Here is a 12,803-nt window from a genome sequence, read left to right as displayed (position 1 = left end):
ATGAAGACGCGACAACGACAACATGGCGTGGCGCTGGTCGAACTGGCCATCATGCTCAGCCTGCTGCTTGCCATCACCTTTGCGGTAACGGAGTTCGGCCGGGCCATCTACACGTACAACACCTTGGCCAAGGCCACAAGAGACGCCACCCGTTACCTGAGCACGCAGGCTGCCGGCAACACGACTTCCTATACGACTGCAACAAATCTGGCGGTCTACGGCACGCCGACGGTCGGCAGCACGCAAGTGCCGCTGGCACCTGGGCTGACGTCGAGCATGGTTTCCATATGCGATGCGTCCAACACGAGCTGCACGTCCAACATTGCACAAGGGACCAACCCTGCCATCAACACCGTCACCGTCACGATCTCGGGCTACACGTTCAACCCGGTGATCGACATGATGGCGTTCCTGCGTTTCTATGCAGGCGGCACCGGGTCGATCACCTCGTTTCCGTTTGGGAACATCTCAGTGACCATGAGGCAGTCCTATGAATAAACATCAGAAAGGTACGACGGCGGTTGAGTTCGCCATTGTGGTGGCGCTCTTTCTGACGGTGCTGCTTGGCATCCTCGACTTTGGGCGCATTCTCTTTACCTGGAACGCCGTGGGAGAAGCGACGCGATGGGGGGCGCGACAGGCGGTGGTCTGCGGGCAGGGCTCGACATCTGTATTGAGCAAGATGCAGACCATTCTTCCGACGCTCACGTCTGCGAATGTGTCAGTGCAGTGGTACGACACCAGTGGGGTGGTGAGCACCAGTTGTGATGCTACGAGCTGCGGTGGTGTTGCAGTCAGCGTGACCGGTATGACGGTGGCGCCTTATTCGCCTGCTACCTGGATTGGCTTTTCTCAGCTCGCTGTGCCCGGGTTTTCCACTTACTTGCCGCGAGAGGTCATGGGGCAGGATCCTAATAGCAGTAGTGTTTGCTCCTGAATGGCGTTGGTCGGGTTCACTTTTTTTTGTGGGGGATGGGCCTGGTGGTTCATCCCCTTTTTCGTTCCCTGCCGGGCCTGAACCACTTTCTTGGTCTTGCCAAGGGAAGCCGGCAAAGATAGATGCGCCCGAGATGGCGAAAGCCTCCTTGAATTTATGTCGTAGTGAGGGGAAGGGAAAAACTCACTGCGCTCAGGCAGTTTTCCTTCCTTTTTTCCTCCCAGCAACAAAATCCAAGACGCCATCAATGGCAGGGACGGCCAAACCGTCGAGAGTTCGGCGTTGCTTTGGTCGCCGTGTAGGTGGAGTGGATTTTTAGTTCTGGTGCCATGTTCGGCGCACCCGAGAAAAAGGCCAGCTCATCGTGAGGTTGGCCTTGTCGTTTGGGCTGGTGTCCAGAGGGGTTGGCCTTTGACTTCCTTGCCGAGATGGCACCTTGAATTTCTGCAAGCGGCCGGGAAAAAGGTGGGGAACTGTCTGAGCGAAGCGACTTTCCCACCCTTTCCCTGGTGACAGAAATGCAAGACGAAGTCGCTATCTCGGGCGCATCAATCTTTGCCGGCTTTCTTTGGCAAGACAGTGAGTCAGCCCCGGTAGGGAATGAAACAGGGATGGACCACAAACGCCCGCCCCGGTAGCGCGCGAAGGGAAGGCACACCACTAAGCGCAACCTCGAAGCCGAAGCCAGCAACACGAAGCCCAATCCCAAACGCTAAAGATACAAAGGAAAAAACCCGGCGCGCGTCCGGGAACAGGACCACCGCGCTAGCACATACGCCAGGTGATAGTCCGGGGGCCTTCACCACCAGCTATATTCGCGCGTGCATGTCAGCCTCCCGAGCCTGTCATGGTCGGCAGCAGCACACGGTAGATCTGGATGAATGCTGGGCCGAGCAACACCAGCAGCAGCGTCGGGAAGATGAAGAAGATCAGCGGGAAGAGCAGCTTCAGCGCGATCTTGGCGGCCTGTTCTTCGGCACGCATGCGGCGCTTGGTGCGCAGCATGTCGGACAACACGCGCAGCGAGTCGGCAAGGCTGGTACCGAAACGGTCTGCCTGGATCAGCATTGATGCAAACCGGTCGACGTCTTCCACACCGGTGCGCAGCGCCAGGTTGGTGAGTGCCTTTTCCTTGGGGAACCCGGAACGCAGTTCCAGCAGCGTGAGTTCCATTTCTTCGGCCATCACGGGGCAGCGCAGCGCGAGTTCGTCCGACACACGCATCATGGCCGCGTCCAGGCCGAGCCCCGCTTCTACACACACCGTGAGCAGATCGAGCATATCGGGAAACTCTTCAAACACATCGCGCTGACGATGCTCGACCTTGCGTGCCAGTGCCGCATTGGGCACGTAATAGCCAATGGCGCTAAGCAGCCCCAGAACAGCGAGCACCACCTCCTGGTCGTGATGTTCCGGCCGGCTGCTCAGCACCAGCAGTGCCGCCAGCGGGAAGAGGATCGCCAGCACCGTCTTCACACCAAAGTACAGCGACGGCGCCCACGGTTGCCGCCAGCCGGCATTCATGAAGCGGATGCGCAGTTGCGAGTTCTCCCAGCCGTCTTTGGGCAACGACAGTTGCGAGACCGGCTTGGCCCAGGTGGCCAGTTTCTCTACCCAGGCATGGTCGGGGACGCCGGCCAGGTCTGCGCCCACGGTCTGGCCGCCGATCTGTTGCATCCGGCCGCGCGCGCGGTTCGCAGAGAACAGGTGCAGCAGCCCAAGTGCACCGCCAAAGGCAGCCACGAAGATCAGGGCCAGAATGAAATATTGATTGGAATAGAGCGTTTGCATGATCGTCTCCCCCCAAGAAAACGAAGTCACGTTGTCAGGTCAGGTCACTGTGCTGCATATCGCACGTCCGTCAGACCCGGATGCGGATGATCTTGCGCATCCAGATCAGCCCCATCACCATGTTGAGCATTGCCAGGCCGATCATCTTCAGCCCCATCGGGTCCGTCCATAGCACCTTCATGAAGTCCGGATTGACGATGAGGATCATGCCTGCGGTGCCGAAGGGCAGCAGCCCGAGAATCCATGCCGACAACCGCCCCTCGGCTGACAGCACGCGGATCTTGTCGTACAGCTTCAGGCGCTCGCGCACAAGGTTGCCGATGGTGTCGAGAATCTCCGCCAGGTTGCCGCCGCTTTCGCGCTGGATGAGCACGGCAATCACGAAGTAGCGCAGGTCATTGACGGGCACTCGCTTGGCGAGGTTGGTCAAGGCTTCATCGAGCGACACGCCGTAGTTGATTTCTTCGAATGTGGTGCGGAACTCGGGGCCCATCGGCTCCTTGATCTCCTGCCCGACCATGCCTAGCGCGCTGGCGAAGGAGTGGCCGGCGCGCAGTGCACGGGCAATCATGTCCACCGCGTCGGGAAGCTGCGCCTCCAGCTTCTTCAGGCGTTTGCGCCGCTGCGATGCGATGTGCAAGACCGGTAGCGCAGACATGAGCAGCGAGCAGGCCGTCACGATGCCAAACGGGAACGGCAGCAACGCACCGACTGCCAGTACTCCGACGCCGATCAGGATGGTGTATCCCAGGAGCTGCGCAACCGACCAAGCGCTGCCGGATTGCTCCAGCCAACGGTCGATCGTGCTCACGCGGGGCAGGCTCATCAACCAGCGCTGGAACTGCGGTGATTCGCTCAGCAGGCGTTTCTTGAGAATCGAGAGCTGCTCGGTGCCGACGTGTCCGCCCGCGGATAGCGCACGGATGCGGGCATCAACACGCTTGGCCTCGGGGCCGTGGTAGTTGTTCCACCACTGGTAGACCCCCTCGATGCAGAGCACGACGGCCGCGAACAGCAGGATTGCGAACGCGTAGAAGATTTCGTTCATTTAGGGTGCCCCCGTTTCTAGATCGCGCTTGGACCACACTGGTGGTGGCTTTGACTTCAAGCCTTTAGACCTCAAAGTGCCTTTGCGGGTCAAAGGTCTCGTCTGGCAAGCCCACCCCGAACACGCGCAGCCGCTCGGCAAATTTCGGATAGACCCCCGTGGCGCGGAAGAGCCCCTTGACGGAGCCGTCTTGCGCGATGCCCGTGCGCTGGAAGGTGAAGATTTCCTGCATGTTGATGACATCACCTTCCATGCCGGTGATCTCCTGGATGCTGATGACTTTGCGGCGCCCATCCGTCAAACGCGCAACCTGGATGATCACGGTGATGGCTGAGGCGATCTGCTGCCGGATTGTTTTGGGTGGCAGGTTCAGGCCCGCCATGTTCACCATGTTTTCCATGCGCGTGAGCGCATCGCGCGGGGTGTTGGCGTGCACGGTGGTGAGTGACCCTTCGTGGCCGGTATTCATGGCATTGAGCATGTCCAGGGCCTCGCCGCCGCGCACTTCGCCCAGGAGGATGCGGTCTGGCCGCATGCGCAGGGCGTTGCGCACCAGTGCACGCTGCGTGATCTCGCCTTTACCCTCGATGTTGGGCGGGCGCGTTTCCAGGCGCAGCACGTGCGGTTGGCGCAGTTGCAGTTCTGCGGCATCTTCGATGGTGACCATCCGCTCGTCGGCCGGGATGAAGCCCGAGAGGATGTTCAGGAGTGTGGTTTTGCCGCTGCCCGTGCCGCCCGACACCAGCACGTTCACCTTGGCTTGCGACAAGGCTTGCATCAGCTTGGCCATGGGCGGCGTGAGTGTCTTGAGATCGATCAAGTCCGAGACCTGCAGCGGGTTGGTCGCAAACCGGCGGATCGAGAGCAGCGGGCCATCGATGGCCGAGGGCGGAATAATGGCGTTCACCCGCGAGCCATCGGGCAGCCGCGCATCCACCATCGGGCTGGTTTCATCAATGCGACGGCCCACGCGCGAGACGATCTTCTCGATCACCTTCATCAGGTGCGCATCGTCGTAGAAGGTGACGTCGGTAAGTTCCAGCTTGCCGCGGCGTTCGACGTAGACCTGCTTTGCCGTGTTGACCAGGATGTCGGACACCGTTGGGTCCTGCAGCAGCGGCTCCAGCGGGCCGAAGCCGAACATCTCGTCATACACATCGGTAGTCATCTGCCGGCGCTCGGTGTCGTTGAGCAGCAGCTTTTCTTCGTCGATGATGTTGTTGACCAGGGCGCCGATCTCGTGGCGCACCTGCTCGGTCGGGAAACGGGCCAGCCGTTCCAGATCCACGCGGTCCAGCACCACTTCGTGCACGGTTTTCTTGAAGTCCCGATAGGCCGGATGGCCCGCCACGTTGTGGTGGTGCGGTGCGTGTCCGTTCATGGACATCGGCGCGTGGTCCGGGCGGGAGAGTTGTTCGCGGATCGACATGATGGGCTCCGTCTGACTGGCGAAATGGACAGGAGAAACTTAGGCAATGTTCGGAGACGACGTCTTGGCCCGCGAGAAGAACTTGCTCAAGGAGAAGCCCTTCTCTTGCGATGCGTGACGATCGTTCTCGCGCGCTGTGGCGAAGACGTTGGCTAAGGCCATGAGCGCCTTGGCCATGGCGCTGCTGCGGTGATGCTGGGCAATGGGCATGCCCTGGCAGATGGAGTCATCCACCGAGGCCGCATCTTCGGGAAGCACATGGAAGAGCTTCTGCCCGAAGACTTGCTCCAGCGTGCTGCGTGGCAGCTCGTCGCGCTTGCCATGCCGGTTGACCAGGATGCGCAGCTTTTCGGCGGGGTAATGCAGGCCGTGCAGGATATCCAGCAGGCGCCGCCCCGTGCGGGCAAAGGCAATGGTCGGCTGGACCACGACGCAGATCTGGTCGCAGTGGTCGAGCACCGCAATCGACAGCGGGTTGATTGCTTGCCCGACGTCCACCAGGATGAAGTCGTAGATCGGTGACACCAGCGAGAGCACGTACTCGATCTTGTCCTTCTTGATCTCGCCCGCCTTGATGGGGTCGCTGGCGCCGGCCAGGACGTCAAAGTCCTTTGCCACGCGTGTCAGACACGCTTCCAGGAAGGCATCGTCCAGGCGGTCGACCTGTGCGCACACTTCGGACAGCGTGGCGGGTGGTGTCTTGTTGCTCACCAGAAAGTGCGTGTCGCTGAACTGCGTGTTCAGGTCGATCAACAGCACGCGCTTGTGTTCGTGTGCTGCCAGCGTGTAGCCGACGTTGCTGGCGATGAAGCTGGAACCGGCGCCGCCCTTGCTGGAGATGAAGGCAATCACGCGCGCTTCCTCTCGCGTTCTCGGGATGTGGCTGGTTTCCAGCCGCGTGAGCGCTGTCGTCAGTTGGGCGCGTTCCAGCGGCCAAGTCAGGATGTCACTGACGCCGGCGCGCAGTGCGCGAATCAAGTCGTCGCGCTCCTGGGTTTGCGTGACGAGAATGCAGGGCAGGTCAGCGAACTGCTGCCGCAGCAGTTCGATGCTCAGCATCTGGCTGGGGCCACTGCTTGGCTGGTCGATGATGAGCGCATCCGCGCCGCGCAGTTGGCAGGCATGCGTGGACAGGCTGCCCGGTGCCGCATGCAGGTGCATGACCTGGTAGCTGCCGGCGGCGGCTACCAGGCGTGCAAGGTCAGCCAGGCGTTCACCGTCTTCGGAGGCAATCAAGATCTTGAGCATGGCAAAGCTCCCCGTTCGATCGTGTGTTCTGTATGTCGTTGCATCGCGCCGTGACAGGGCTGGCCTGGTATCAGGCTGGCGATGGCGGATGCTGTTTGGGCACCCGCCAAGTGCTGTCAGCGTGAGAAGCTACCGGACATCCCGCTACCGCCGTACCCGCCGCTGCCGAATCCGCCGTACCCACCGCTGCCGGTGCCAGTACCCCCAGCGGGGAAGCGGGTCATCGAGCGGTCATAGTTGCTCATGGCGGCCACTGCGGCTTTGCCGTCATAGCCATTCAGCGCGGGCAACCCGGCCGGTGCGTCGGGATTGATCACCTGTGCTTGCTTGACGCTGGTGACGGCCTCGCCGAAGTGCTTGTCCCAGTTGGGTGTCGTGGTCATGCAGGCAGTCAGGGCCTGGCAAGCCAGGATCACGAGTGCGGCGCGTTGCAGGTATTTGAGATTGGTGTTCATGGCATATCTCCACATGGTTCCCGGGTTAGCGTGTCTGCGGGGTTGTGGTCGTATCGGCCACTGCCGTCTGCCGGCCCTGCGTCTTGGTTCTGGCCTGGGCCAGTCGTGCTGCGGTGGCTTCGATTCGGGCAACACGCGCGGCGTTGTCGTCCGTGGGCGCCGGGGCCGATGTTGTGGCGGGCGCGGCCTCTGCAACCGGTAGCGTGGCCGCCGGCTTTTCTGGCGTGACGTTTGCCGGCTGGGTGGGCGGGGCGATGCTCACCTCAGTGCGCGGTGCAGGGATGGCCTGGGCCACCGGAGCGGGCGCAACCGGAGCCGGCATCGGCGCCTGCGAGCTGGGCGCAGTGGGTGCGCTCGGTGCCTGTGCGGGTGCCTGCGGTGCCGTGGCAGGCGAAGCGGCCGTTGCTGGTTTGGCTGCGCGGTTCTTGGGGCCGGAGCCTTCCATGTTGCCCGTCAGGTAGACGGCAAGCTCGTTGGGCGTCGAGAAGCTGTCAGTCGGCAGCGGATACGAGGCTGTCTGCATTGGCTGCACCAGTCGCGGCGTGATGACGATGACCAGCTCCGTCAGATCATGCTGGAACTGCGTGCTGCGGAAGAGCGTGCCCAGGACGGGGATTTCACCCGCGCCAGGCAATGCCTTCAGCGAGCCGCGTGCGTTGTCTTGCAGCAGCCCACCGATGGCGAAGCTCTCTCCGTCACGCATCTGCACGGTGGTGGACGCGCGCCGCGTGGTGATGAGCGGCAGGATGGTCTGGCCGTTCGTGTTGGCACCAGTGACAGTTGCGCCCGTGGGCGAGAGTTCCGACACCTCCGGTGCCACCTTGAGGTTGATGCGGCCATTGGCCATCACGGTTGGCGTGAACTTCAGGCCAACGCCGTATTCCTCTTCTTGCAGCGTGATGGTGGGTGCGCCGCCTGAGCTGCTGCTCTGCGCAACCGGGATGTAGATCTTGCCGCCAGCCAGGAAGCTGGCTTCCTGCCCGCTGAGCGTGACGAGATTCGGCTCGGCAAGAATCTTCACCAGGCTGTCGTTCTTTTGCGCATCCAGCTCAACCTGGAAGGGCCGGTTGTTCGCCTTGTTGCCAAAGAGCGCGGTAGACGAGCCGGTCAATAGGGAGGTCAACAGGCCGCCGCTCCACGAGCCGAATCCGCCTTGGACATTGAGTGCCGAGCCCAGCTGGTTCAGCAGGGTCTTCGACACTTCCGCCACCTTCACTTCCAGCATGACCTGCTGCGGCGTATCCACGATCATCATATTGATGACGCTGGCGCCGCTGCCGCCTGCGGGTGCACCGGCTGCGCCACCGCCCTTGTCTGCGCCACTCTGTGCGGAGGCTGCATAGGCGTGTGCGATTTCCATGGCTTGCTGCGCGGCCTGTGCGCTCGACACGTTGCCGGCGAGCACAAGGCTGTCAGCCGCGGTCATCACACGAATCTTGCTTTCCCCTGGCATCAGCTGCGCGAGCGAGGTCTGCAAGCCCCCTGCATCTGCGTTGACCACTACATTGACGATGCTGCAGGCGCCGCTGCGACCCTGCACGATCATGTTGGTGGTGCCCACACTGCGGCCCAGCAGATACATCGATTGCGGCGACACCATGGTGGCCTGCACCACGGATGGATTGCCAAGGGTGCGATTGCGCACGGGCTCCGGTAGCGAGATGAGCGAAGACTTGCCAACAGGCACCACTACGCTGCTTTCGCCGCGCACGGCGCCTATGCAGTTTGGCCCCCGTACGTCAGCCACCGGCGCAGTCGCCAGCGCCGGGTTCATGCTGATCGTCATCTGCACTGGCGCGGATGCTCCGGCGCGGGACTGCATCACGACCGGTGCTGTCGTGGACTTGGCTACGGCACCTGCTTCCATGGCCGTTTGTGCTGTCGCGTGCGTTGGCATGCAGAGCATGGCACTGGCGGCACTTGCCAGAACGAGCAGGCGTGTGCTGCCGAGGATCTGTCCGCTACGTGGCGCGACAGTGGCGACATTGGTTTTTTGGTTCGTCTTCATATCTCCCCCCCCGAGGGTCTGCTGCACAGGATGAAAATGCGGTTGATACGCTGTGGCTGGTTAACCTCTACGTTGCAATGCGTGTTGAAGGACTGTCAGGTATGGCGGGTCAGAAGCATTCCATGCTGCCTTGCACGCCCGCCAGTACACCGACGCAGTCGCGTTGCCGGATCGGGCCCGAGGCAACGTGGCGCACCTTGGCGGTTGCACGTGTCGTGCTGACCATCACCACCTTGGGTGCGGGCTCGGCTGCGGGCGTGCCCAGCAAGGTGCCCTTGGTGGCGCCGCCGGTTGCCGTGGCGGCCACGTCGACCTGATTGCGCAGCACCAGCGAGAGCGTTCCGACGCTGCGTGCCACATCGAGCTTCTCTGCCTGATCGGGTGTCACTTCCAGCGTGACCGCGTTGACGACCTTGGGTTGCGTGTCGTCGCGGCTGACTTGCTGTGCGACTGCCAGCACCAGGATCTTTTCCAGCACGATCTTGGAGATGCTGTTGTTATTGTTGTTCGCGCTCTTCGCTTCTTCATTGGTGTTGACGATCACGTCGACCAGGTTGCCGGGCAATGCGAAGCCCGCTACGCCCACCACGTCATTCACACGTACGGTAATGGCGCGCTTGCCTTCCGCGATGACGGCAGAAAGCCCGCCCTTGGTACCGATGGGTGCAAGCTTGCTTTCCAGAATCGGTTCGCCTTTCTGCAGGCTTGCGCGCACCACGCGCCCTTGCAGCGCCTTGGGATCGTCAAACGTGCCCGGTGGCAGGCTGCCGGCTGGCCAACTGACCATGCGCAATTGCTCATTGCCCAGCGGTTGGCCAAGATCCATGTCGCTGGCGGCCACCGCGACTTGTTTGACGGAGCTGGATGATTGCTGAGACAGCCAGCGTGATGCAGAGACAACGGCCGCGATCCCCGCTACCAATGCGACGACCAGCATCACGATTGCACGCGCGTTTTTCATGATGAGTTCCCCCTTCTGAGATCAATAGAGCGGATCGGATCGGCAAGGCTCAGGTGCGAGCCTGCTTGTCCTGCCGCCAGCCCATGCCCGCACTCATGGAATCGGTTGTCTTGAAATCTGTGTGCGAACAGAAGTAGATGTCCCATGCCCGGCGCAGCGCCTCTGCGGTCACCTCGGACGGCCCACCGTGGTACTGGACTGCGGAGGCCACCAGGCGCAGCAGATCGCGCGGAATGCAGGCCAGCAACGGTTTGCCGCTGCCCTCGTGCAGCGCTTCGCGCAGGTAATTGAAGGCGGCATCTGCGTTCTGCAGGCCGAGATCCTGCGCAGCGCGCAGATAGACCTCGCGGTAGTCGGCCACCGAGAGCGGGCCTACGTAAAGCTTGCTGCCGAGCCGGCGCAGGAAGGCGTCGTCACCCAACTGAGCCGGTTCAAGGTTGGTCGAGAAGATCGGCCAAACATCGAACGGCACGGAAAACCGAACGCCATTGCGCAGCGAGAACATATCGACGCGGCGGTCCAGCGGCACGATCCAGCGGTTGAGCAGTTCGCTCACGCCCACTTGCTGGCGGCCAAGGTCATCGACGATGTAGATGCCGCAGTTGGCCTTCATGTGCGGGGGCGCTTGATAGAAGCCGGTCGTGCCGTCATAGCGCAGCTCGAGCATCTCCAGCGTCAACTCGCCGCCGGAGAGCACCGCGGGCCGATGGCACATCTGCCAGCGGCGATCCAGCGGGCGCCGGGCCACGGGGCCTTCTTCGTCTTCCTGCGCCACGTGCACGAGTGGGTCGAAGATTTGGATGATCTCGCCCGCGATCGTGATGGCGTGCGGCACCGGCACGGCGCCGGGCAGCAGCATCCCGAGGTGCTGGGCGAGATAGGTCTTGCCGCCGCCGGCAGGGCCGTAGAGCATCAGCGCGCGGCTCGTGTTCAGTGCGACGCCCACATCGTCGAGCAGGTCTGGCGGCATCACGAACGTGCTGAAGGCGGTGGTGACATCAGTCTTGGACAACGATGCGAACTGGATGGAGTGCCGTTGAACGGATTCAACATAGGCTTCCAGCGTGACGGGCGCGGCGCCGACATAGCTGCAGCGCGCAGTGAACTCAGCGGCGCGTACATAGCCGGCGTCGGTCAGGTGAAAGCGCACGTCCAGGTCGTTGGCGCCACGGTGGGCGACTTCCAGCATGCGCTCGCGCACAGCGTAGGCCGCCACTTCATTGATGACCATGGCGGGCAGCTTGATGGTGTCCATCAGCATGACCAGCGTGGCGCTGCGATGCAGGTAGGCCACTTTCATGAGCAGGCCGAGCAGCAACGAGATGTCCAGGCCCGTTTCGGCCACGGTGCGGGGCAGGATGTGCCAAGGGGCAGCGGGCTCGCGACGGGCGGCGTCCAGCCCGGTGGGCGATGGCACGGCCTCGAGCGAGCGCGGCGCATGTTGGGCGTGCCCGAATTCTGTGTGCTCGATTCTTTGGTCCCCGATCATCTTCATCACCGTTTGGCTGAGTGAATACGAAGTGCGCGCCAAGATGTGCAAATTGCGCGCATCAGGCCGATGCAAACAAGACTGCAATCGTGCCGGCGGCAATCGCAACGCCGTACGGCAACGTGCCCACCGACCAAGAGGCATCGGCTTGCGGCGTTGGCGCGCCGGCTTCCCGGCTGACCTGCGCCGACGTCAACAGGACGTCGCGCAGGTTCCGGCGCAGCTGCGCCATGCGCTTATGCCGGAGGGTAAATACCAGCGCCCAGATGCCACCGATCACGAACGTGGCCATTGCAATCTCAAAAGCCATGAACGCACCAAGCCAGGCACCTACGGCGGCCATGAGCTTCACGTCGCCCGCAGCCATGCCGCGCAGCAGATAGAAGGGCAGGAAGATCGCCAGGCCCGTAAGCCAGCCGCACGTCCACTCCAGCGCGCCATTGCCGAAGCCATGGATTGCTACCTGCAACGGCAGCGCCGCAAGCCATGCACCGAAGGTCAGCCAGTTCGGGATGCGGCGATGCTGCGCGTCGATGGCCGCCGCTATCAGCGCCACGCCCATGGCAACGGGGGCAATCATTGACGAGAGCAGGGTGGCGTCGTTCATGGTGTCCTCGGGTTCTTTGGTGCGGTTGCGTGTTCAGTTCAATGGGGTCGGGTCGTGCAAAAGTTGTAGTTGTTCGGTGCAGCGCAGCATCACGGGATGGCCGCAGCGATCATTTCGTAGAGAGACTTCACACTGCTACCCAGCGCCACGACGGAGCCGAGAATGACGATTGCGATAAGCGAACCCAGCAGTGCGTACTCGATCGAGGTCACACCTTGATCGTCGCGCAGCCACTTCCTCGGGTTGATTGGCTTGTGCATGCTGGTCTCCTGTGTAGCGCTGGTAGCTGACCGCGTTGGCAGTCCGCTAGAGCGCGGCTGCAATGTTGGAGAACACCGTACTCAGATTCGTGCCGACGAGCTGAACTGAAGCGATGATCACCACGGCGATCAACGCCGCGATCAGGCCGTATTCGATTGCAGTGACGGCTTGTTCGTCGTACAGGAACTGCTGTAGAAGCGTGCTGTAGCGGTTCATGACAATCTCCCTTTGACCCTGGCAGAAGTTTTGCCCGTTGTTGCTGGGGCGTGGGTTGCCATGTTCATGGCGACCCACGCTTGCACTCGCTTGGCACGCATTGCTGGGTATCAATGCAGTGAGCCTCGCGTTTGCAACATCGGTGCACTTACAGTGCCGCGGCGATGTTGGAGAACACCGTGCTCAGGTTCTGACCCACGAGCTTGACCGAAGCGATGATCACGACTGCGATCAGGGCGGCGATCAGGCCGTATTCGATGGCGGTCACGCCATCTTCGTCACGGGCGAATTGCTTGAGTGCGTTGAGGTAGTTCATGACAATCTCCTTCGGTGGAAAAAATGCGCGTTCGAAA

General features: G+C 62.0%; 14 protein-coding genes. 2 read left to right on the top strand and 12 right to left on the bottom strand.

Translation table 11 applies throughout. The annotated features are described in order from the left end of the window. Together DOD19_RS11800 and DOD19_RS11795 are read left to right on the top strand one after the other, a co-directional pair. A complete protein-coding gene (locus DOD19_RS11800; protein WP_024976454.1) occupies nt 1–498 on the top strand; it encodes a TadE/TadG family type IV pilus assembly protein in 498 nt (165 codons plus the stop codon). Next, nucleotides 491–937 carry a TadE/TadG family type IV pilus assembly protein gene (locus tag DOD19_RS11795; RefSeq protein WP_024976453.1) on the top strand — a complete coding sequence of 149 codons (447 nt, stop codon included), beginning with the start codon at nt 491–493 and terminating at the stop codon, nt 935–937. Before DOD19_RS11800 ends, DOD19_RS11795 begins: the two co-directional genes overlap by 8 nt. An 828-nt stretch (nt 938–1,765) precedes the next feature. Here DOD19_RS11795 and DOD19_RS11780 read toward each other — a convergent pair. From DOD19_RS11780 to DOD19_RS11725, 12 genes are all read right to left on the bottom strand, one after another. Continuing rightward, nucleotides 1,766–2,728, bottom strand: coding sequence for a type II secretion system F family protein (locus DOD19_RS11780; protein WP_112185630.1), 963 nt, complete (start codon nt 2,726–2,728; stop codon nt 1,766–1,768). Between the two features lie 70 nt (nt 2,729–2,798). Continuing rightward, entirely contained in the window at nt 2,799–3,776 is a 978-nt protein-coding gene (locus DOD19_RS11775; RefSeq protein ID WP_112185628.1) for a type II secretion system F family protein, read from the bottom strand. 64 nt (nt 3,777–3,840) lie between these two features. Next, complete coding sequence (locus DOD19_RS11770; RefSeq protein WP_112185626.1) at nt 3,841–5,205, bottom strand: CpaF family protein; 1,365 nt, start codon at nt 5,203–5,205, stop codon at nt 3,841–3,843. Between the two features lie 39 nt (nt 5,206–5,244). Continuing rightward, the gene (locus tag DOD19_RS11765; protein ID WP_024976449.1) at nt 5,245–6,453 is read right to left on the bottom strand and encodes an AAA family ATPase; all 1,209 of its coding nucleotides are present in this window, start codon (nt 6,451–6,453) and stop codon (nt 5,245–5,247) included. 116 nt (nt 6,454–6,569) lie between these two features. Continuing rightward, complete coding sequence (locus DOD19_RS11760; RefSeq protein ID WP_024976448.1) at nt 6,570–6,908, bottom strand: hypothetical protein; 339 nt, start codon at nt 6,906–6,908, stop codon at nt 6,570–6,572. Between the two features lie 25 nt (nt 6,909–6,933). Beyond that, nucleotides 6,934–8,916 carry a type II and III secretion system protein family protein gene (locus tag DOD19_RS11755; protein ID WP_112185624.1) on the bottom strand — a complete coding sequence of 661 codons (1,983 nt, stop codon included), beginning with the start codon at nt 8,914–8,916 and terminating at the stop codon, nt 6,934–6,936. 109 nt (nt 8,917–9,025) lie between these two features. Beyond that, nucleotides 9,026–9,877 carry a Flp pilus assembly protein CpaB gene (gene cpaB / locus DOD19_RS11750; RefSeq protein ID WP_112185623.1) on the bottom strand — a complete coding sequence of 284 codons (852 nt, stop codon included), beginning with the start codon at nt 9,875–9,877 and terminating at the stop codon, nt 9,026–9,028. A gap of 49 nt (nt 9,878–9,926) precedes the next feature. Further along, on the bottom strand, nt 9,927–11,366 hold the full coding sequence (locus DOD19_RS11745) for an ATP-binding protein (RefSeq protein WP_200869035.1): 1,440 nt from the start codon (nt 11,364–11,366) through the stop codon (nt 9,927–9,929). 61 nt (nt 11,367–11,427) lie between these two features. Continuing rightward, nucleotides 11,428–11,973: an A24 family peptidase gene (locus DOD19_RS11740; protein WP_112185621.1), complete on the bottom strand. Its 546-nt coding sequence runs from the start codon at nt 11,971–11,973 to the stop codon at nt 11,428–11,430. Nucleotides 11,974–12,062: 89 nt separating this feature from the next. Next, complete coding sequence (locus DOD19_RS11735; protein ID WP_024976443.1) at nt 12,063–12,233, bottom strand: Flp family type IVb pilin; 171 nt, start codon at nt 12,231–12,233, stop codon at nt 12,063–12,065. 46 nt (nt 12,234–12,279) lie between these two features. Next, entirely contained in the window at nt 12,280–12,450 is a 171-nt protein-coding gene (locus DOD19_RS11730; RefSeq protein WP_004629689.1) for a Flp family type IVb pilin, read from the bottom strand. 148 nt (nt 12,451–12,598) lie between these two features. Further along, nucleotides 12,599–12,766 (bottom strand): Flp family type IVb pilin, encoded by a 168-nt coding sequence (locus DOD19_RS11725; protein WP_004629688.1) that lies wholly within the window; start codon nt 12,764–12,766, stop codon nt 12,599–12,601. Between the last annotated feature and the right edge of the window lie 37 nt (nt 12,767–12,803).

It is taken from the genome of Ralstonia sp. GX3-BWBA (genome assembly GCF_003290055.1).
GTDB lineage: Bacteria > Pseudomonadota > Gammaproteobacteria > Burkholderiales > Burkholderiaceae > Ralstonia > Ralstonia holmesii.
This window is presented reverse-complemented; position numbering and strand designations above follow the sequence as displayed.